Here is an 18,909-nt window from a genome sequence, read left to right as displayed (position 1 = left end):
CCTTGTGCGGGTGAGATCCGACGCCGGAAGGCTCGGACACAGGCAGCATCCGTGATCGTCTGACACCAACTCAGCGTTTTTCCCGGACGAGGTGCGCGGGTTCACCCTCCTGGGTGCATCATCCATGCCTCCCGGCGAGCGGAACATGTGCCAGGCGGATCGTCCAGGCCCTACTCGGCCCTGTCCTCGTTTACTTGTCGAGCCATGACGAGTGATGTGGGGAAGGCTGAGCTCGGCGTGAAGTTCAGGCAGCTTGCGGACCGGGCCGTCATCCTGATGACTGCTGACCCAGCCACTGCGGTTGATCCTGGCGAGGTCCAGCACTGGAGGATGCTCTTCAGCGAAGAAGCCGAGGAGGTGCGAGATCTCCCTACTCGCAGTGCCTATCTCCGGCAGCACGTTTCGGGTCCCAGGGGTCGGTGAGACTCGGCCCTGGCGCCTGGGCGCGCCCGAGGGCCAGGGACTGCGGAACACCGAAAGGACACGAGATGCGTAGCAAGTGGATGCGGCGAGCAGCGGTGGCGGCGAGTGGCGTGGTCGTGGCCAGTGCACTGCCCCTTGTTGTCGCGAGTCCGGCCCAGGCGTGGTCGTGGGACTGCCAGGAGTATCTGCGGGACAAGGGATACAACGTGCCGGTCGGCGGCGAAGCCGCGGACGCGTGCTCGATCGCTGAGGACGGTGAGGGGTCGTCGAACTCCCTCTCCATCTGCCTCAGTCGGCTGGAGAGCCTTGATGTCGCCTGGAAGCACGCGAAGACCGCGTGTGTGCAGGGCGCAGCCAGGTAGGTCGCCCATGGCTGTTCTATCCGCCGGTACCTGTCCATCACCCCGTCCAGGCCGGCCGTCGTGCCTGCGGTGACGATGATTTCAAGGGCGACCGCGACCAGGTCACTGGCGAGGCGTACCAACCAACGACCCCCGGCAACCACGTCCCGGCATCAGGATCGGGTTCATCGCTCTGGGGATTGCCGTGAAATGATCTTTAGGGGCTGCCACCGGCTTTCCTGCGCGGGGTCGATCCTGCTGCCCCACACCAGCGCCCCACCGACCAGGCCGGGCATGTCCCGCGTGGCCAGGGCCGGGGCCGGGGCTTCGAGCAGGTCGGCGACGTCTTCCAGGTAGGTGACCAGTGTGTCGAGCTCGTCGTCGGGGCCTTCGTCGTAGCGGGACCAGCGGCCGAGGTAGCCGCTCGCGACGTCCAGGGGCATCAGGGCCTGGTTGCGGGGCAGGCATCCCGCGCCTCACGGGGCGCAGGCCTCGGCGATCGACAGGCTGTTCTCGTAGAGGTGGTGCCGGGTGATCCGGCCGCTCTCGACGGTGAGGTGCAGCGCGAACGGGCCCTGGAAGGACTTCCCCGTCGCGCGTACGGTCCCCGACAGGTGCCCCATCAGGACGGCGTCGGTGCCGTCGACGAGGAACGTATCGACGGAGGCGCGCGCGTCCTCGGGCACGGTGTGCTCCATCAACTCCGCGGACTGGGCGGCGCATTCGGCAGCGGTGGACCGCGGGCGGATCCACGGGACGGTGGGGTTCTCGGCGAGCAGCCAGTCGACCTCGTGGGCGAAGAGCGCGACGAGCCGCCCAGTGTCCCCGGCCAGCCGTGCGACAAGGAACTCCTGTACGACGGCCCGGGTGGCCTCGGCGACGGAACTCGCGGTGGTGGCTGAACCAGCCGTGGTGGCGGTGGACTTGACGGACATGGCGCTCTCCTCGCGGCTGCGGCCGGATCCCGGCGGGGGTTCCCATCGATGTGCTTGATCCTGCCGGGGGAGGGGAGAGAGGTCGATTACCTCGGGGGTAATGAGAGGCCACTAGTGACAGGGCATACCTACCTCAGCGGAGGTGTCGGCGTACACAGGAACGTCCCCAGCCTTGGACGGATGAACGTGGCCACTTCTTACCAGGGCGCTTTCACGGTCTGTGGCTTCTCCCTGTTCGCATGATCAGGCCCAGCCTCTCGCCCGCCCGGAAGTGACCTGTCTCGCTGAAGGTGAGCCGGTCTCGGTCTATCTGAACCATCTGGTCGCGCCTCTCAGTCAGCCTTGGCCATTCGCTGATCTGTCTCGCTCTTCCTGACCCATCGCCGCGCCAGTGTCCGTTCTCACTGGTCCTTTCAGAGTCTCACCGTGTTGCGCACAGATCTGGCGAAGTCTCCGGCGGCGGCCCAGCTGACAGCCTGGTTCGCCTGGTTTGCACCAGTCTGGGCTGATGTGGGTCTCATCGGAGTTGGCGTTTCTCATCGATGTCTGCCGAGGTCGAGGCGATCATGACCATGCCCGACGCGCGCGCATGCCGAGTTCAGGGTGTTTGCGGGAGCGTGGACGCGATTTCGGCCGTACCGATGAGTTTTGTGCGGATCCGCAGTCGATACCCCTGGATCCACCGACAGCGGTGGGCCTGTGCTGGGAACGTTCCAGCGCGGGAGGAAGCACATGGAGGCAGTGATGGGCGTCGACGACTCCGAGCACGAGCGCACGATCCGGACGGGCGAGCAGGGGACGCGGGTGAGCGGTCCCAGGGTGTTGGTGGCGGGGGCGAGCATCGCGGGACCCGCGCTGGCCCACTGGCTGCGCCGGCGGGGGGCCGAGGTGACCGTGGTGGAGCGGGCTCCCGAGCTGCGTCCCGGCGGGCAGGCGGTGGACGCGCGCGGGGTCGCCAAGGAGGTCATCGGGCGCATGGGGCTGGACGCGGCGGTCCGCGCGGCGTGCACCGACACCGCCGGCGCGCACACCGTGGACGCGGACGGGCAGGTGCTGGAGACCTTCCGCGCGGACGACGACGGTGGCGACGGGTTCATCGCGGACATCGAGATCCTGCGCGGGGACCTGTCCCAGGTGCTCTACGACGACACCCGCGACGGCGTCGAGTACATCTTCGGCGACCGAATCGCCGAGCTCGCCCAGGAGGCGGACGGGGTCGACGTGGTCTTCGCGGGCGGCGACCGGCGGCGCTTCGACCTGGTGGTCGGGGCCGACGGGCTGCACTCGGAGCTGCGGGCGATGGTCTTCGGCCCGCATGAGCGGTTCCTCCGCCACCTCGGGCACGTGCTGGCCTTCTACAGTGTGCCCAACGAGTTCGGGCTGGACCGCTGGCTGCTCGAGTACCAGGACCAGGAGTCCGGGAGCTCAGCCCTCTTGCGACCCATCCAGGACGCCTCCCGGGCGATGGCCATGTTCTACTTCGCCTCGGCTGACTCGGCTGACTTCGACGTCGACTACCGTGACGTCGCGGCCCAGAAGCGCCTGCTGCGTGAGCGGATGGCGGGCCTGGGCTGGCTGGCCCCGGACATCCTCGCGCACCTGGACGACACCCCGGACTTCTACCTCGACCAGGTCGCCCAGGTGGTGATGGACCGCTGGTCGAGCGGACGGGTGGGGCTGCTCGGGGACGCGGCGTTCAGCTCGTCGCCGATGTCCGGGCAGGGCACCGGGCTGGCACTGGTCGGCGCCTACCTGCTGGCCGGAGAGCTGGCCGCCGCCGAGTGGGACCCCGACACCGGGTTCGCCCGCTACGAGGCGCGGATGCGCTCGTTCGTCGAGGCCAACCAGGAGATCGGCCGATTGAACGCCCGCAGCCGCGACGTCCCCGGGCCAGACGCCGAGCCGCGCCCCGATTTCACCAGCGAATGGTTCACCGAGCTGGTCGGGCGCGCGATCAACGGCATCGAGCTGCCCGACTACGCGGGGGCGCCGGACTCCGCAGCCCCGGCCGGATCGCCGATCACCTCGTCAGCCAAGCCGTAGGTGTCACATAACGTGTCGAGAGGGACCACGGTTCGGTAGGACACCGCCGGACGACCTCCGCTCATGCCGCATGGTGCGCGTTGGAGCGCCCGTTCGGCGGCCACGCCACGTTCCGATGAGGCGGTGTTGACTCGGAAAGCTGACAAGATCGATGAGAATCCACTGCGCGGGGTCTCAGCGGTTCTGTCACTTGCCTGGTCGGCGCTCACCGGAACTGACAAGACCATTGAGACATCGACCCCGTGACGTCCAAGCCCATTGATCCCCAGCCGGATTACTCGCCCGTCTTGTCTCAAGGCAGTTGTCAGTGCGCAGCTCGCCGACATGGCTCCCTGACACGATGGATGAGAACGGACAGCCAGGCTGCCTACGGTCGTCGTACCAGGTCAGCGCCGAGTGGGGGTGGCTGGTGGACGCGGAGAGCTTCTGGCTGGAGTACGTCGACGCTCGCGGTGAACTGCACGGCGGGCCGCTTGAGGTGGTGTGGTCGGCCCGCGTCGAGGCAGCCGGGTGTCGGGCTACCGGCACCCGCGGGTGCGGCGCGAGCCGGTGGCGACGGAGCCGGGTGCCGGGCGTCGCCGACCTGACGGCCGCGGCCCGGCAGCCGGACCCCCGGCGGGCCAGTTCGACCGCAGCATCCGAACCCGATGCGCATCGCATCGCTCGCCTACAACGTCCGACAGGACGTTGTGCCCGCACCAAACACGCAATGCCGGTCTTGGAGCTGTCGAACCCGCATCACCCACAACAGCCCGGCTATCGGGTCTTGCTGGCGCCGCCGTTGATGTTGAGGACTTGGCCCGTGATGTGGCGGGCGGCCGGAGAGGCGAGGAAGGCGACCGCGCCGGCGATGTCGGCCGGGGTGCCGGGACGGCCGATGGCGGTGGCGGCGATGAGGGTGGCGCGGCGTTCGTCGGAGAGCTGGTCGCGGAAGAACTCGGTGTCGGTGATGTAGCCGGGCGAGACCACGTTGGCGGTGATGTCGCGGGGGCCGAGGGCGTCGGCAAGGCTCAGGTTCCAGGTGGCGAGGCCCGCCTTGGATGCGCCGTACGAGTCGGCTCCCTGGTCGGCCGCGATGGAGCCGAGGTGCACCACCGCGCCACCCGGGGCGAGGCGGTCGTCGAGGGCCTTGGTGGTGAGGGCGGCACTGACGAGGTTCGCGTCGAGGTTGGCACGGAAGTCGCGGGCGTAGGAGCCGAGATCGGTCTTGCCGTCGGCATCGAAGACGATGTTGCCGCCCGCGTTGTTGACCAGTACGTCGACGCGCTCGGGGAGTTCGGCCACGAGCCGAAGGAGAGCCTCTGGGTCGGTGTGGTCGCAGATCAGGGGACGAACGCCGGTTTGGGCCGCGAGGTCGTCAAGGGGGCCAGGGCGACGGCCGGTGACGATGACGGTCTCGTTCTGGTCGGCGAAGTGGCGGGCGATGGCGCGGCCGATGCCCGTGCCGCCGCCGGTGACCAGGATGGTGCGTGACATACGATGAGCCCCTAGGTTCAGGTCTAAATTTAGAGCTAAACGTAACACTGGGGAGGGTCGGCATGGCAAGTGAACCCCTCACGCCGAAGAGCATGAGCTACCCGACGGACGGCGCATCCACGTACCCCGTGCAGGACATCGCGGCCTCCTGGGAGCGCGAGCGGCCCGGCACGCCCGTCGCGTCGATCGGGATCGTCACGCCCATCTGGCGGCTGGCGAAACTGCTCGGCGACGACCGGCGGCGGGTCCTCGCGCGGGCCGGGGTCGATGCCGCGACCCTCGACCTGCTGAGCGTTCTGCGGCGGAGCGGCAAGCCGTACACGCTGAGCACACGCGAACTCAGCCGGCGATCGCTGGTCACCGCGGGCGCCATCTCGCAGCGCGTCGCCCGCGCCGAAAGCGACGGGCTCGTCACCCGCCAGCCCGGAGAAGGGCGGCCGCGCACGGTCCTGGTCTCCCTGACCCAGGCCGGGCACGACCTGGTCGAGACCACCGTCGACCACGTTCTGGGCCGGGAGGCCGAGCTGATCGACGGCCTGACAGGCGAGCAGCAGGGCCAACTCACCGAACTGCTCCAGGTGCTGCTCCAGGATGTTCAGCGCCGGCTCGGCGACGACCGTATCTCCCATGTCGGCGAGGAGTGACCGGCCTACTGCAGGGCGGCCCGTGCCACCAGAGAAGACCCCGTACGTCTGCGCTCCTGGGCGTGCTGCTCCCCGTGGTCACCTAACGGGGAAGGTTCGTCTCCCAGGTCCGGGCCGGGGTCTCAGCAAGCTGGTTGAGACCTCCGCGCGGTCGTTGAGCAGCGAGGCCTGGTCGTCCGGGCCACACACTCGTGGCGCCGCTACCCGTCCGTGGAGAGCGGGCCCTCGCACTCATCGGTCCAGTGCGCCGGGAGGCTCAGCGCGGCCAGGCGCTCCAGAGCCTGCTGCGCCGTCATCTCGCGCCGCGCCCCTGAGGCCCCGCACCGGTCCGCCGGTGCGGGGCCGTCGTGTGCCGGCCGCGGACGACGCCAGCAAGCAGCGACTCCCGCCGCCGCGGCCTACTTGAAGCCCTCAGACGCCTCAGGTCCGCTCACCAACGCGGCGATGACGCATAACCCGCAGGACCTCGCTGCTCGGATTGAGTGAGACAGGCCAGTCGTCGCCATCTCACTCAACCTGAACCACTCCAGGTCACGGACTTACGATGGCCCACTTCTACTGAGACAGGACACGTTCAGTTGCGCACGAAAGAGTTCAGCGCGCAGGTATCCCGTCTCTGTCGATCTGGTCCCTGTCTCAAGTGATCTGGTCCGATTCGCTCGTCGTGTCAGATGATCTGGTTCGCCGCGAGCGGTGGACAAGGCGGTGGACAAAGATCGCGCGAGCGGCAGACTGGCCCCATGGCTGCATCGGATCCCAAGGCTGACCTTCACCTTTTACTTGCAGTCCGCCCGTGACGCCCTGCTGTGGAAGGTCGAAGGGCTCTCGCGTCGGTGATCTTCCTGGGGACGCCCGGCCTGGGCTCGTCGCACATGCCGTCCAGGCCGCGGTCCAGAAAGCGCCGGCGCCAGGTGCGGACTGTCTCGGGCGCGATGCCGGGACGGCGTGACACCTCAGCGATCGAGTGGCCCTCGGCGCATTCGAGAACGATCCGCGACCGCAGAGCCAAGGCCTGAGTTGTCGAGCGCCGGCGTACCCACCCCTAGGCACTGCCCGTTGGGCATCAGCTACGGACAACGGCGGGATCCTCGGCCCAGGACGACTCACGTCGAACCAACGACGAATCTCCGACTCAGGACCCTGGGCCGGTGTCCTCATCCGCCCTCGGCGGGGTCTGCGGAAGGGCCCGTCCGCGGGCCGGACGACGGTTGACGGGCTCTGCCGGGTGGGAATGCCGGGCGGCCGCCCGCGCCATACGCTCGGCATATGTCCGATTTCACCTCCGCCGGCGTGTCAGCCGAGGACCTTCCCGCACCGGCCGAGGGCCTGCTGCTCACGCACTTCCTTACGGTCGGCGACGTCCCTCGCTCGCGGGCGTTCTACGCCGATGTGCTGGGCGGGCAGGTGGTGCTGGACGAGAACCCCTGCATCATCAAGGTCGCCAACAGCTGGATCATCATGAACCCCGGCGGCGGGCCCACTGACGACAAACCCGACGTCGTCCTGCACACGCCGGAGGACCCCCACACCGTCTCCAGCTTCCTGAACGTACGGGTGGCGAACATCCACGGGTTCTACGCGGCGGCCCGCGCCAAGGGAGCCGAGTTCCTCACCCCGCCAATCGACCGGCGCGCCGAGCTGCGCTGCTACATGCGCGACCCGGACGGCTACCTCATCGAGGTCGGACAGGCCACGGGCCTGCTGAAGGGCATCCTGGCACGCACCAGCACCGAACCTGACCGCTGAACGGCGCCTCACGAGAGAGGCATCCCTCATGGCACACCAGCAGATCCCAGGTCTCGATCCGACCGCAACGCCCAGCGGAACCGGGTGCGTGGAGTGCTTGGCGGGGGACGGACCCGGGTGGTGGTTCCACCTGCGGCGATGCGCCGCCTGCGGGCACATCGGATGCTGCGACTCCTCACCCGCGCAGCATGGCACGAAACACGCGCGCGAGGCCGGACACCCCCTGCTGACCAGCTTCGAACCGGGTGAGGACTGGTTCTGGAACATCGAGACCGATCAGTACTACGAGGGGCCGGAGCTGGCCCCGCCCACCGCGCACCCGGCCTCGCAGTCCACTCCGGGCCCCCGGGACAAGGTCCCTGGGGACTGGGAGCGGCAGCTCCACTGACCGCGCTCGATCGTTGGACTCTCCGGTCCGGGAGTCAGATCTGCCGGACCGGGTCCGTGATGCCTCCGGGGCATGCGAGCGCCGCGATGTCCCATCCGGCGCGTCCGGCCCCGGCCTGGTAGGCGCTTTCGTAAAAGGCGAGGACGGCGGCACGGGGATCGGTCTCGACGCGGGCCGCGTCGTAGCGCAGCACGGCCAGGTGGCTGTCGCCGCGCGCGACCCACCGCGCGGACGCGGGGCTGAGCGGCTCCCCGGCCAGGCCGGCGGGCTCGGGGGCGGTGTAGGAGTAGAAGGCGGGGTCGGTGAAGGTGTCGTCGCCGAACCAGAAGCCGAAGCTCATCACTTCCCAGGAGTACGCCTCACGGGTAACGGGGTCGGCCTTTCGGGGCTGATCCGTCGCCCGGAGAACCGGCTGTGGGCGATGTCGAAGGTGTGCCAGAAGTGGTGCACCGGGCTGTTCTTTCCCGAGTAGCCCGCCGCGAACTCCTCCAGCACGGACGCCACCTGGCTCAGGACCCGCCAGTAGCGGTTGGCGGCCACGGGATCGTAGGTCGCGTGCTCGGTGTCCTGGGCGAACGGTCGGCCGGCGTCGGGCAGGTCGAAGGGCCTGGGAATGGCGATGTCCACCCGGATCCCCAGCGCGGTCAGAGCGGCCAGGGTCGCGTCGTGGAAGGACGCGACGGACTGGCCCGGAAGCGGGAAGGATCGCTCTTCGCCGTCCAGCGTCGCGACGATGAGCCGGTGGTCTACGAAGTCGAAGTCGATCGTGAAGATCGGATTCCCGTCGACCTGACCCATCGGACGCGTGGTGATGCCGCGCCCCATGACATGGAACGGGACCTTCCACCAGTGGTTGCGCCGGGCGCTCGCCGCCAGGCGGGTCTTGCCGACGATCTGTGCGAAGCGGTGCAGTGTCTCCTTGGTGTCCCGCCACTCCGTCAGTGGCATCGGTGGGAACAGCTCCATCACGCTCCCATGATGACCCCGCGGGCGGCGTCCGGCACCCGCGCCGGGGGCCGGAGGGAGCGGCGGTTCAGTCCTCGGCCACCAGAGCCGGCGTGGACACGTGCAACACCTCGCCGCGGAAGAGGGCAGGGCTGCGGCGCTGCATGACCAGCATCAGCCCGGGCCGGGCCCACGGCGATGACGAAGACCGAGCCGACGCCCGCGACCGAGCTGCCGGTGTCTAATGGCGTTCCGCCAGCAGGCAGCCCAACCAGGGCAGCAGTAACGATATTGAGAGAAGAAAACGGCATGAAATACACCAGGCTGGGTTCGACAGGGCTGAAGATCTCGCGGGTCTGTCTCGGCATGATGAGCTACGGCGATTCCGCCCAGCGCGCGTGGTTCCTGGACGAGGGGGCGGCCGAGCCCATCGTGCGTCGGGCCGCGGAGGCCGGGGTGACGTTCTTCGACACCGCGGACATGTACTCGCGCGGCGTGAGCGAGGAGATAACCGGGCGGCTGCTCGACAAGCTCTTCCCCCACCGTGACGACTACGTGCTCGCCACGAAGATCTACTTCCCGATGGGCTCCGGACCCAACGACGCCGGCCTGTCGCGCAAGCACATCCTGTCCGGCATCGATGCCTCGCTGCGGCGGCTGGGGACCGACCATGTAGATCTGTACCAGATCCACCGGTGGGACTACGAGACGCCGATCGAGGAGACCATGGAGGCGCTGCACGACGTGGTGCGCTCCGGCAAGGCCCGCTACATCGGCGCATCCAGCATGTTCGCCTGGCAGTTCGCCAAGGCCCAGCACGTCGCGGAGACGCACGGCTGGACGAAGTTCGTGTCGATGCAGAACCACTACAACCTGGCCTACCGCGAGGAGGAGCGCGAGATGATCCCGCTCTGCCTCGACCAGGGAGTGGGCTGCATCCCGTGGAGCCCACTGGCGCGCGGGCTGCTCGCCGGTTCCCGCGAACGCGGCGGCAAGAATCTCACGGTCCGCGCTGACAGCGACCAGTACGCCGAGGAACTGTACGGGGACGCCGACTTCGACGTGGTCGACGCGGTGCGCGAGGTCGCCGCTGAGCGAGGGCTGCCACCCGCGCAGATCGCCCTGGCGTGGCTGCTCGGCAAGTCCGCGATCAGCGCACCGATCGTGGGCGCGACCAAGCTGAACCATCTGGACGACGCCGTCGCGGCGGTGGAAGTGCTCCTGAGCGAGGAGGAGATCGCCCGCCTGGAGGCCCCATACCAGCCCCACCGAGTCATCGGCCACGCCTGACGGCTCAAGGCCTGGCCGGCATCTTCAGGGACTACCAGTCGTGGCTGACGACCCAGGCGTGGTATCAGTTCGAAACGGCAGAGCCGGACCAGATCAACTGAGACAACATCCGGGATCCTCTCGCCCAAGACCAGATCAACCGAGATTCCGAGCATCCCCACGTCTCAACTGATCTGGTCGCGGCAGGTCACAGAGCTGAGCCGGTGCCAGATCGTTTGAGACGGGACAGCAGGTCAGGGGCTCGGGCACTGAACTCTTCGGCACGGTCCGACACGAAGTTGTCGGACTGGCTGGAGCAGGTGCAGATGACAGACCTCAGTCGTCTCGTCGACGATGCGGCGGTCTGGGCGCCCCTTCACCGCATTGCCGGAACGCTCGACAAGTCACTGCCGGGGATCTTTGCGGCGGACTACGTCGAACGTCTGGAAGCGGCTCGCAGCAGGCTTCGTCCAGCGCTGGACGACAGCACCAGTGACGAGGAGGGTGCGGACGCATGAAGCCCCTCTCGGAGATGACTGAACGCGAGTACTTCGCCAGCGTCGGCCAACGTCCCGGCATGTTCGTCGGCAAGACCTCCTTCCACATGCTGACCGCATTCCTGACCGGCTATGACCAGCATGCTCTCCGGCACGGTGGGCACGGGCTCACCGGCTGGCACGACTGGCTCGTCGCCCGTCGCGGACGCGACTGCAACCACGCCTGGCCCGGCCAGGTCCTCCACATCGCCCTCCCAAACGGCTGGGACGACATCTGGAACCTTCCGCCTGAGGACGAGCAGCACGCGATCAAGGTCCTGTTCGAGCTCCTCGACGAGTTCGCTGCCGAGCGCGAAGTAGCGCAGGGCGCACAATTCTCAGATTGACTGAGACGCCGGGCCGCACCGCGTCTCACTCAAGATGCCCCATCGCTGGTCACGGCCTCGACGTGGTTCACCCTCACTGAGACAGGACAGGAAGCCATCCGTCAGAAGCGGTCGGCTTGTCAGCGCGTCCTGTTACGGTCCGTGCATGGTGAAGCGTGTGCCGTACACCGGCAATGAGAAGGACAGCCTGCGCACACCGACTTCTTCGGACGCCGCCCTCCTCCAACATCCGCACGCCCTTGCTCAAGTTGCACCCTCAAGTGCGCACTTCGCGTTCGACGGGGATCTTTGATCCGGTGTTCGGAATGCTGGGTGCCCCCTACAGTGAAGCCCATATGACACTCCTACATGCTCATGACTATGGGGGCGATGGCCCGCAACTGGTTCTACTGCACGGTTACGCACGGTCGCTCACCGACTGGGACGCCTCGGCCGCCCTGCTCTCCGCCGGGCACCGTGTCCTCGCCGTCGACCTTCCCGGGCACGGCCGCTCTCCCGGCATCTCCCCCTGGACCATCCCCACCGTGGTGCGGCACATCGCGGACACGCTCGAAGCGCATGGCGTGCCGGAGGCCGTTGTGGTGGGCCATTCCCTCGGCGGACTGGTCGCGGTCGAGTACGCCCGGGCGAACCCGGACCGTGCCCGTGCCGCCGTGAATCTCGACGGCTTCTGGTGGGGACGCGAGTACCCCGGCGCTGAACGGGTGGGTGAGGGGCTGCTGGCGTCGGCCGGGACCATCGCGCCACCCGAGTACATCGAGGAGCAGGTCACCAATTCCGCCCGGCTCGGGATTCCCGCCGACCGTGCGGAGGCCGCTACCCGCGCGGCCGCACGCCCGTTGCCCGACGGCAAGTGGCAGACGCTGCCGGAACGGGCGGAGGCGCTGGAGATCCTCGACGAACTCCACAGGCTCGGCGAGCTCGGTGTCACCAAATGGCTGGACGGGGTCGACTGCCCGCTGCTGCTGGTACAGGCCGGCCGACGGCTACCGCCTGCGCCTGGCATGGAGTGGTTCGACGATTTCAGCGCCCGGTTCGCACGAGGGGTCTCCGACGAGCTGGCTGCGCTCTCCCGCACCCGGCCGACGATCAGCGTCAACCGGATTGACGCCGCCCACCCCATGAACCTGGAGACCCCAGAAGCGGTGGCGACGCTGGTCGCCGGGTTCGTTCGAGGACTGCCCGACTGAGAACTCCTGACACAATGATCCCGGAAGCCGGTGCTGTCCCCGTCGGTGCCTGATTCGACGATTCCGTTTGGTTCACACGGACACGGGCGGGCTTTCCTGGCTGGCTGCGTCGAGTAGCAGTTTCGCGGCCACCCTCGCCCCGTCGGTGCGGATCGTGCCGGCCACGGCCCGCGCCCGTGCTCGGGTCTCGGGTGTCAGGGCTGTGGTGAGCGAGGCCGACAGGGAGTCGAAGGTCGGCGTCAGGCCCTCGTGTGCCGCGCCGATGCCCAGCTCGGCCACCCGCCTCGCCCAGTACGGCTGGTCTGCGATCCGGGGGACCACCACCTGGGGCGCGCCGGCCAGGGCCGCCGTAGTCGTCGTACCCGCGCCGCCGTGGTGCACGACGGCGGCCACGCGGCGGAACAGTGCCTGCTGGTTGACCTCGCCGATGACGAAGCAGTCGTCGGAGTCGTCGATCGGGGCCAGGTTCGCCCAGCCGCGGGCGAGGAGTACGCGGCGGCCCTGCGCGCGGCTCGCTTCGGTGGTCACCCGGGCGATGTCCTCCGGGGCGTGCGCGGCCATGCTGCCGAAGCCCACGTACACCGGCGATTCGCCGGCGTCCAGGAACGCCTCCAGCTCCTCCGGGAGCGGCCGGTCGTCGGGCAGGATCCACGCCCCGGTCTGCACGAGGTCGAGGTCCGTCATGCCCTGCGACGGACACAGCGTCGGGTCCGCCGCCAGCCACGGCCGGCCGGTGAGGACGTGGTCGCGGACGTTGTCCACCGGCGGCAGGCCGATCGCCGCCCTATGGCTGTTGAGCGCCTCGCCGTACAAGGCATTCACCCGCTGGGCGTCCTGCTCCCACAGCACCCGGTTGTCGGTCTCGCCCTCCGGGGACGGCGTGCCCGGCCGCCTCCCCGGAGGGAAGTGCCGCGACGGCAGGCCCAGGGTGTGGAAGCACGCGAGCACGTAACGGATGCCCAGTTTCTCGGCCACGTCCCGTGCGCCGGCCGGCATCAGTCCGGTCGCCAGCAGCGCGTCACATCCCTCGGCCGCCGCGGTGAGCGTCTCGAACCGTGCCGCGACCAGCTCGGGAGCGAGCCGGAACGCGTCCTTGGCCGTCGGTGGCTTCGCGCCGGCGACCACCGAGCGCACCGACGGGCCGAGCGGCACCAGCGGCACACCGACACGCGCCAGCAGCGCCGCGAACTCCTCGTCCGGCGGCGCGCACACCCGAGCCTCCGCACCGAGTTCCCGCAACTCCACCGCCAGTCCCGCCAGCGGTTCGACATCTCCGCGCGATCCCCATGTCGTCAACAGCACACGCACTTCGCGACTCCCGTTTCTGCAGGTCGTGGCTTTCGGCCGCCGATTTTGCGATACAACCCGGGTCTTGCCGCAAGCCCCCCGGTGCGCTATAAGTTGAGAGTGGCAAGGAGTGGGATCTCCTTGCCTTTGTCTTTTGGTCGTCCGCTGTGGACGGACAGCCTCCTCTCGAAGCGGCCCGAGCCGACCATCACCACAATCACGGACAGCAGTAACTACGGCAAAGCCCGCCGCAGGCCGGGGACCGGGTCCACGCTCGCTCGCCCTCCGCTCGGCCTGGATCGATCACGAAGGTGAACTCCCCGTGGTCGAGGGCACGTTGGTCCGAAGGCCAGACCTCCGCCCTCCGTGGGAGAAACTCGCCGCACCTGAGCAGTGCAGCGTCGGACAGCCCGCCTGCGCGGCACCCGGACGGAGTTGTCGGCGGATCTGAGAGCCGACTTCGTTGCCTCCAAGATCGAGGCGATCGCCTCGAACCCGAAGGTGTGGCGCAAGACCGCTTTCATCCGCAACTACGACGAGAACGACGGCCTGTTCGACCACGTGGCCCCGCCCACCCCGCCCGCGGGCACGGCGGGCGGGATCGTCCAGGGCCTGCCGATAGGCAGCGGTTTCCGCGTCCCGGCCATCATCATCTCGCCCTGGACGGTGGGCGGTTGGGTGGCCTCCGAGGCCTTCGACGACACCTCGGCGCTGCAGTTCCTGGAGCGGTTCACCGGCGTCGAGGAGCCGAACGTCCGCGACTGGCGACGTAGGACGTTCGGCGACTTCACCTCCGCCTTCCGCTTCACGCATGCCCGCCCGCGCCCGCCCCGTCTGCCCGACGACACGGCGGAGCAGTTGGAGAAGGCGAAGGGTGAGGTGGCAACGCTGCCGAAGCCGACGCTGCCGGGCGCCTCCAGGGGGACACCGGCGTACGCATCAGGAAGACGGTGGTGAGCCGGACCAGGCGGGGTGTGCGGCTCCGGTCGGTTCGCGCTGGTGAAGACCAAGGGAGTTGGTCCTCCATCTGATGAGGACGCGGTGTCAGCTCGCCGCCTTCCCGATGAGCTCGACGATCCGTGCCTCGGCGGCGGCGGTCAGCTCCGTCAGGGCATAGGCGGTGGGCCACATGGCGCCTTCGTCGAGCTTCGCCTGGTCGCTGAAGCCGAGCGTGGCGTACCTGGTCTTGAACTTCTGCGCGCTCTGGAAGAAGCAGACGACCTTGCCGTCCCTGGCGTACGCGGGCATTCCGTACCAGAGCTTCGGCGAGAGGTCCGGCGCGGCGGACTTGATGATCTCGTGGAGCCGCTCGGCGAGAACGCGGTCCGCGTCCGCCATCTCGGCGATCTTCGCGAGCACGTCCCTCTCCCCGTCCGCCTTGGCCCTGCGCGGGCTGCGGCGCGCGGACGCCTTCAGCTCCTGGGCGTGCTCCTTCATCGCGTCGCGTTCCTCGGCCGTGAACCCGTCGAACTTCTTGTCGGCCGTGGCAGTGCTCCGGACGGACTTCTGCGCCTTCGTCATGGCAGGTTTCCTTTCTTGCACAGAGTGATCGATATTTCTGCAGGGTCTGTGGGGCATGGGCATTCTGCGGCGTGACGTCGTCCTGCGAGTGCCGACGGCCGGAGGCGGATGTGTTCTCGTGTGGCGGTCAGTGGCAGTCAGTGGCGGTCAGTCGAGCCAGCGGCCGTCGCACATGAGCTCGCGTCCCGGCAACTCGTTCGCCTCGCGCCAGGTCTGGATGCGGCGCGGGGTGACACGGAACCAGCGGTACGGCGTGGCCAGCGCGCGAGGGTCGAAGTCGGTGCGTGCCGCGAACCGGTCACCCTGCTGCTGCGGCAGCGCGTCGATCTCGAGGACCTCGACCTCGCCCTCGATCATGGACACGTCGCGGGTGGTGCCCAGCCCCAGCCGAGTGGTCCGGGTGGCGGCCAGGTTCCTGCCGGTCGGGCTGTCGGCCGGGGTGGCCACCAACAGCGTCTCGCCGTCCCAGTCGAAGGACAGCGGCACCAGATACGGCGCGCCGTCCGCCGAGGCACTGGCCACCCAGACATCGACGTCATGGGTGAGCCGGTGCTCGGTGTCGCGGCGACGTTGAGCGCGGGAGCGGGGGCCGGCGCTCATCGGACCTGCAGCAGGCCGAGGGCGTTGCCGTTGGGGCGGGTGACGGTGGCCAACAGGCGGCCGCCACCGACATCGTGCGCGGGTTGCTTCACCGTGGCGCCCGCAGCGATGAGCCGGCCCTGGGCTTCGAAGCCGACGTAGTAGGACTCGTCGATCCGCTTGGCCTTCACCAGGTCGGACAGGGGATGCAGTACGGCCCGGAACCTCTGTGGGGACGAACCGGTCATGGTCACTCCTGTGGTCGTGGGTCACGGTCGACCCGGTGTGTCCTTCCGGGCTCGATCGCTGTGGTCACAGCCTCTCCCGGCCGGGGTACGGTCCGCCTCCGTGCCGGCCACGGAAACGACCACGGATCCACCACGGATAATGACTCGGTGTCCAGTCCAGTGGTCTCAGCTCGGGAAGCCGAAGTGCTCGCGCTGCTCGGGGAACATCTCAGCAACGCGGAGATCTCCGCGCAGCTGTTCATCTCCGTACGCACCGTCGAGTCACACGTCTCCGCACTACTGCGCAAGCTTCAGGAGCCGGACCGGCGGGCGCTTTCCCGGCGCGCGGCCGAACTCGCCCGCGCCGAGCAGTCGCGCCCGGTACCCGCCCTCCCGGCACCGCTCACAGCGTTCATCGGCCGGGTACGGGAGCGCGCGGAGTTGGCCGAGGCGGTGAAGGCGCGCCGGCAGGTGACCGCGGTCGGTCCGGGCGGAGTGGGGAAGACCCGGCTCGCGCTGGCGGTGGCAGCGGAGGCGGCCGACGACTTCGCCGACGGGGTGTGGTTCGTCGACCTGGCCCCGATCACCGATCCGGGGCGGGTGGGAGCGGCGGTCGCAGCCGCCGTGGGTGTGGGGGAGCAGCCCGGGCGCGGTATCGACGAGGCGGTGCTGGCCGCGCTGGCGGACCGTCAGGCGCTGCTGGTGCTGGACAACTGCGAGCAGATACGCGACGGGGTGGCGCCGTTCCTGGAACGGCTGCTGGTGGCCTGCCCGCGGTTGCGGGTGCTCGCGACGAGCCGGGCCCGGATGATGGTGCCGTTCGAGTGGGTCTTCGAGGTTCCGCCGCTGTCCTGGGCCGGCGGCGGCGAGTCGGAGGCCGTGACCCTGTTCATGGAACGGGCGGCGGCGGTCGGCCGACCGCCGGACCCGGCGGTACGCGACCGGATCGCGGCCGTCTGCGAACGGCTCGACGGCATGGCGCTGGCGATCGAACTGGCGGCGGCACGGTGGCCCACGCTCGGACTGGACGGTCTCACGGCCGGCCTCTCCGACCAGCTGCGGATCCTCGCCGGCGGACCCCGCGCGGACGACAGGCACCGGTCGGTGCGGGCGGCGCTGGACTGGAGCCATGACCTGCTTCATCCGCAGGATCGGGCGCTGCTGCGCAGGATTTCGGTGTTCGTCATGCCGTTCGCGGCTGAGGCGGCCACCGCGGTGGCCGCGTTCGCCCCGCTGGATCCGGCCGCGGTCGCCGACGGGCTCGGCCGGCTTGCCGAACAGAGCCTGCTCGCCGCGACACCGTCCGCGGCCGGCACCCGGTACCAGGCGCTGGAGACCATCCGCCAGTACGGGGCGGAGCGGCTCGCCGACGCCGGTGAGCTGACCGACGTCCGATCTCGCCACCTGGGTTGGTGCCTGGCCGGCGCGACCGCCCTCACGGAGGCCGAAGGCGCGGACTGGCGCGCGCGGTTCGACGCGATGGCAGAGGACCTCCGAGCCGCCCTCGCCTGGGCCGCCGGCCGGCCGGAGCAGCGCGTGGACGGCTGCCGTCTCGCCCTGTCCATGGCCGAGCTGACCTTCACCCGCAACCTGTTCGGCGAGGCCCAGCAGCGGTTCGAGCAGGCGGCCGCGCTCGCCGGTGACGTCACCGGTACCGCCGCGGCGCTGAGGGAGGCCGCCGGGGTGGCTGGTTGCCGCAAGCTCGGCGACGACATGTTCCGTCTGCACCGTGCGGCCGCGGAGGCCGCCCGCCGGGCCGGCGACACCGCCGGCGCCGGCCGCGACCTGGCTGCCGCCGCCACCGTCGCGTACCGCTTCTCCAGTGAGTTCACACAGATCCCCGCCGTGGACGAGGTGACCGCCGTGCTCGCGGCGGCGCGAGAGCTGTCCGGCGACGACGACCCGGCGGCCGAGGCGGCGGTCGCGCTGGCCGAGGCCGCGGTGATCGTGGATGCTTTCGGCGCGGTCCAGGGAGATGTCGACAACACCGCGCAGCAGACGGTCGAGTACGCCGAACGGGCCGTCGAACTCGCCCGGCGGGCGGGCGACCCGGTGGCCGAGTCCGCCGCCCTCGACGCGCTCTCCGGCGCCCGGACCTGGGCCGGTGAGCCCTTCGGCGCCGCGGCTGCCGCCCGGCGTCGGATCGACATCCTGACTTCGGCACCGCACGCCCCCGCCAGTACGCACGAGCGGATGGATGCCCTCGCCATGGCCGCCGGAAGTGCCCTCGGCGTGGGTGACCTGCCGCTGGCCCGCCGGTGGGGCAGTCAGCTCGCCGACCACCCGCTGTTCGCCGAGGTGGGACACCACGCCACGTCCTGGCGCCTGATCGCGGACGCGTTCGCGGGCAACGCCGACGAGGTACTCACAAACAGCGTGAGATTCCTCGACGCGTGGAAGCAGAGCGGCCGACAGCGGTCGTTCTCGCTCGGCCCTGCCGCCGCGTCGGTCGCGATGATCCACGGCTTGCGCGGCGACCACGACGCCCGGGCAACCTGGCTCGGGATCGTCGACCGGGCGGGCACGGCGTCGGAGCACCGCCATGGCTACGGTGCGGTCTTCGACGCCATGGTCCTGCTCCATCACGGGGACCCGGACGCGGCCCTGGAGCGGGTCGCACCGGAGCCGGATCAGGTGTGGAAGTGGGTCTCCTGGATCTGGCTGCACTGGTATGTGGCGCTCCGGGCGGAGGCTTCGGTGCTCGCCGGGCACCCGGACGCCCGGGACCGGGTCGACGCCGCCCGGAGCCTGGTCGCCGGCAACCCGGTCGCCGCCGCCCAGCTGGACCGGGCGCAGGCGCTGCTGGACGGCGACCTGACGCGGCAGCTCGCCGCCGCGGCGGCATTCGACGCCGCGGGCTGCCGCTACCAGTCGGCGCGCACACTGCTGCTCGCCGGGAACGGCCATGCCGCCGCCGGCACGGCGGCGCTCGCCGACCTCGGCCTCGCTCCCACCTCTGCATGAAACACCCACCGCGGACGGTGCTGTTCGGGGCGGGGCGACCGGACGGTG

The 18,909-nt window shown here is 69.5% G+C and carries 17 protein-coding genes and 5 pseudogenes; 12 read left to right on the top strand and 10 right to left on the bottom strand.

Going from position 1 to position 18,909, the window contains the following annotated elements:
• Positions 1-488 precede the first annotated feature (488 nt).
• On the top strand, positions 489-785 hold the full coding sequence (locus FE633_RS14925; RefSeq protein ID WP_138045615.1) for a hypothetical protein: 297 nt from the start codon (positions 489-491) through the stop codon (positions 783-785).
• 164 nt (positions 786-949) lie between these two features.
• Here the strand turns inward: FE633_RS14925 and FE633_RS14920 are convergent, their stop codons facing one another.
• Together FE633_RS14920 and FE633_RS14915 are read right to left on the bottom strand one after the other, a co-directional pair.
• On the bottom strand, positions 950-1,207 hold the full coding sequence (locus FE633_RS14920) for a hypothetical protein (RefSeq protein ID WP_212747218.1): 258 nt from the start codon (positions 1,205-1,207) through the stop codon (positions 950-952).
• A 33-nt stretch (positions 1,208-1,240) separates the two neighbouring features.
• Positions 1,241-1,699: a nuclear transport factor 2 family protein gene (locus FE633_RS14915; protein WP_138045614.1), complete on the bottom strand. Its 459-nt coding sequence runs from the start codon at positions 1,697-1,699 to the stop codon at positions 1,241-1,243.
• Positions 1,700-2,431: 732 nt separating this feature from the next.
• Between FE633_RS14915 and FE633_RS14910 the strand changes: the two genes are divergently transcribed.
• A complete protein-coding gene (locus FE633_RS14910; RefSeq protein WP_246113615.1) occupies positions 2,432-3,742 on the top strand; it encodes an FAD-dependent monooxygenase in 1,311 nt (436 codons plus the stop codon).
• Positions 3,743-4,498: 756 nt separating this feature from the next.
• On the opposite strand, the gene FE633_RS14905 is transcribed toward FE633_RS14910, so the two are convergent.
• Positions 4,499-5,218 (bottom strand): SDR family NAD(P)-dependent oxidoreductase, encoded by a 720-nt coding sequence (locus FE633_RS14905; protein ID WP_138045613.1) that lies wholly within the window; start codon positions 5,216-5,218, stop codon positions 4,499-4,501.
• Between the two features lie 92 nt (positions 5,219-5,310).
• On the opposite strand from FE633_RS14905, the gene FE633_RS14900 reads away from it, so the two are divergent.
• On the top strand, positions 5,311-5,862 hold the full coding sequence (locus tag FE633_RS14900) for a MarR family winged helix-turn-helix transcriptional regulator (protein ID WP_138045708.1): 552 nt from the start codon (positions 5,311-5,313) through the stop codon (positions 5,860-5,862).
• Between the two features lie 889 nt (positions 5,863-6,751).
• On the opposite strand, the pseudogene FE633_RS48360 reads toward FE633_RS14900, so the two are convergent.
• A pseudogene (locus FE633_RS48360) lies at positions 6,752-6,814 on the bottom strand (hypothetical protein); the annotation flags it as partial.
• A 314-nt stretch (positions 6,815-7,128) separates the two neighbouring features.
• Between FE633_RS48360 and FE633_RS14890 the strand changes: the two are divergent.
• Entirely contained in the window at positions 7,129-7,608 is a 480-nt protein-coding gene (locus tag FE633_RS14890) for a VOC family protein (protein WP_138045612.1), read from the top strand.
• A 28-nt stretch (positions 7,609-7,636) separates the two neighbouring features.
• Positions 7,637-7,996: a UBP-type zinc finger domain-containing protein gene (locus tag FE633_RS14885; protein WP_138045611.1), complete on the top strand. Its 360-nt coding sequence runs from the start codon at positions 7,637-7,639 to the stop codon at positions 7,994-7,996.
• 34 nt (positions 7,997-8,030) lie between these two features.
• Here the strand turns inward: FE633_RS14885 and FE633_RS14880 are convergent.
• Together FE633_RS14880 and FE633_RS48355 are read right to left on the bottom strand one after the other, a co-directional pair.
• Positions 8,031-8,944, bottom strand: a pseudogene (locus FE633_RS14880) (DUF5996 family protein).
• 85 nt (positions 8,945-9,029) lie between these two features.
• Positions 9,030-9,180: pseudogene (locus FE633_RS48355) on the bottom strand (amino acid transporter); the annotation flags it as partial.
• A gap of 70 nt (positions 9,181-9,250) precedes the next feature.
• Here FE633_RS48355 and FE633_RS14870 point away from each other — a divergent pair.
• The 4 genes from FE633_RS14870 to FE633_RS14855 all read left to right on the top strand — a co-directional run bounded on the left by FE633_RS14870 (position 9,251) and on the right by FE633_RS14855 (position 12,283).
• A complete protein-coding gene (locus FE633_RS14870) occupies positions 9,251-10,231 on the top strand; it encodes an aldo/keto reductase (protein ID WP_138045610.1) in 981 nt (326 codons plus the stop codon).
• 278 nt (positions 10,232-10,509) lie between these two features.
• A complete protein-coding gene (locus FE633_RS14865; RefSeq protein WP_425473175.1) occupies positions 10,510-10,728 on the top strand; it encodes a hypothetical protein in 219 nt (72 codons plus the stop codon).
• Positions 10,725-11,093 (top strand): hypothetical protein, encoded by a 369-nt coding sequence (locus FE633_RS14860; protein WP_138045609.1) that lies wholly within the window; start codon positions 10,725-10,727, stop codon positions 11,091-11,093. Before FE633_RS14865 ends, FE633_RS14860 begins: the two co-directional genes overlap by 4 nt.
• Before the next feature lie 335 nt (positions 11,094-11,428).
• On the top strand, positions 11,429-12,283 hold the full coding sequence (locus FE633_RS14855; protein ID WP_138045608.1) for an alpha/beta fold hydrolase: 855 nt from the start codon (positions 11,429-11,431) through the stop codon (positions 12,281-12,283).
• 72 nt (positions 12,284-12,355) lie between these two features.
• On the opposite strand, the gene FE633_RS14850 is transcribed toward FE633_RS14855, so the two are convergent.
• Entirely contained in the window at positions 12,356-13,591 is a 1,236-nt protein-coding gene (locus FE633_RS14850; protein WP_138045607.1) for a glycosyltransferase, read from the bottom strand.
• 174 nt (positions 13,592-13,765) lie between these two features.
• Here FE633_RS14850 and FE633_RS49235 point away from each other — a divergent pair.
• Positions 13,766-13,916 (top strand): annotated as a pseudogene (locus FE633_RS49235) (NF041680 family putative transposase); the annotation flags it as partial.
• 107 nt (positions 13,917-14,023) lie between these two features.
• Positions 14,024-14,527: pseudogene (locus FE633_RS14845) on the top strand (alkaline phosphatase family protein); the annotation flags it as partial.
• Positions 14,528-14,614: 87 nt separating this feature from the next.
• Here FE633_RS14845 and FE633_RS14840 read toward each other — a convergent pair.
• The 3 genes from FE633_RS14840 to FE633_RS14830 form a co-directional block, all read right to left on the bottom strand.
• Positions 14,615-15,091, bottom strand: a complete 477-nt coding sequence (locus tag FE633_RS14840) for an iron chaperone (RefSeq protein WP_138045606.1) — start codon at positions 15,089-15,091, stop codon at positions 14,615-14,617.
• Between the two features lie 147 nt (positions 15,092-15,238).
• Positions 15,239-15,691 (bottom strand): pyridoxamine 5'-phosphate oxidase family protein, encoded by a 453-nt coding sequence (locus FE633_RS14835; protein ID WP_138045605.1) that lies wholly within the window; start codon positions 15,689-15,691, stop codon positions 15,239-15,241.
• Positions 15,688-15,918, bottom strand: coding sequence for a VOC family protein (locus tag FE633_RS14830; RefSeq protein ID WP_138045604.1), 231 nt, complete (start codon positions 15,916-15,918; stop codon positions 15,688-15,690). Before FE633_RS14830 ends, FE633_RS14835 begins: the two co-directional genes overlap by 4 nt.
• Before the next feature lie 147 nt (positions 15,919-16,065).
• Between FE633_RS14830 and FE633_RS14825 the strand changes: the two genes are divergently transcribed.
• Positions 16,066-18,861, top strand: coding sequence for an ATP-binding protein (locus FE633_RS14825; RefSeq protein WP_138045603.1), 2,796 nt, complete (start codon positions 16,066-16,068; stop codon positions 18,859-18,861).
• Positions 18,862-18,909 lie beyond the last annotated feature (48 nt).

It is taken from the genome of Streptomyces montanus (assembly GCF_005786655.1).
Classification (GTDB): domain Bacteria; phylum Actinomycetota; class Actinomycetes; order Streptomycetales; family Streptomycetaceae; genus Streptomyces; species Streptomyces sporangiiformans.
This window is presented reverse-complemented; position numbering and strand designations above follow the sequence as displayed.

Bases quoted from the DNA above. Each gene is read 5' to 3' on its own strand.
- FE633_RS14925 (WP_138045615.1), top strand. From the start codon at position 489: ATGCGTAGCAAGTGGATGCGGCGAGCAGCGGTGGCGGCGAGTGGCGTG.
- FE633_RS14920 (WP_212747218.1), bottom strand. From the start codon at position 1,207: ATGCCCCTGGACGTCGCGAGCGGCTACCTCGGCCGCTGGTCCCGCTAC.
- FE633_RS14915 (WP_138045614.1), bottom strand. From the start codon at position 1,699: ATGTCCGTCAAGTCCACCGCCACCACGGCTGGTTCAGCCACCACCGCG.
- FE633_RS14910 (WP_246113615.1), top strand. From the start codon at position 2,432: ATGGAGGCAGTGATGGGCGTCGACGACTCCGAGCACGAGCGCACGATC.
- FE633_RS14905 (WP_138045613.1), bottom strand. From the start codon at position 5,218: ATGTCACGCACCATCCTGGTCACCGGCGGCGGCACGGGCATCGGCCGC.
- FE633_RS14900 (WP_138045708.1), top strand. From the start codon at position 5,311: ATGAGCTACCCGACGGACGGCGCATCCACGTACCCCGTGCAGGACATC.
- FE633_RS14890 (WP_138045612.1), top strand. From the start codon at position 7,129: ATGTCCGATTTCACCTCCGCCGGCGTGTCAGCCGAGGACCTTCCCGCA.
- FE633_RS14885 (WP_138045611.1), top strand. From the start codon at position 7,637: ATGGCACACCAGCAGATCCCAGGTCTCGATCCGACCGCAACGCCCAGC.
- FE633_RS14870 (WP_138045610.1), top strand. From the start codon at position 9,251: ATGAAATACACCAGGCTGGGTTCGACAGGGCTGAAGATCTCGCGGGTC.
- FE633_RS14860 (WP_138045609.1), top strand. From the start codon at position 10,725: ATGAAGCCCCTCTCGGAGATGACTGAACGCGAGTACTTCGCCAGCGTC.
- FE633_RS14855 (WP_138045608.1), top strand. From the start codon at position 11,429: ATGACACTCCTACATGCTCATGACTATGGGGGCGATGGCCCGCAACTG.
- FE633_RS14840 (WP_138045606.1), bottom strand. From the start codon at position 15,091: ATGACGAAGGCGCAGAAGTCCGTCCGGAGCACTGCCACGGCCGACAAG.
- FE633_RS14835 (WP_138045605.1), bottom strand. From the start codon at position 15,691: ATGAGCGCCGGCCCCCGCTCCCGCGCTCAACGTCGCCGCGACACCGAG.
- FE633_RS14830 (WP_138045604.1), bottom strand. From the start codon at position 15,918: ATGACCGGTTCGTCCCCACAGAGGTTCCGGGCCGTACTGCATCCCCTG.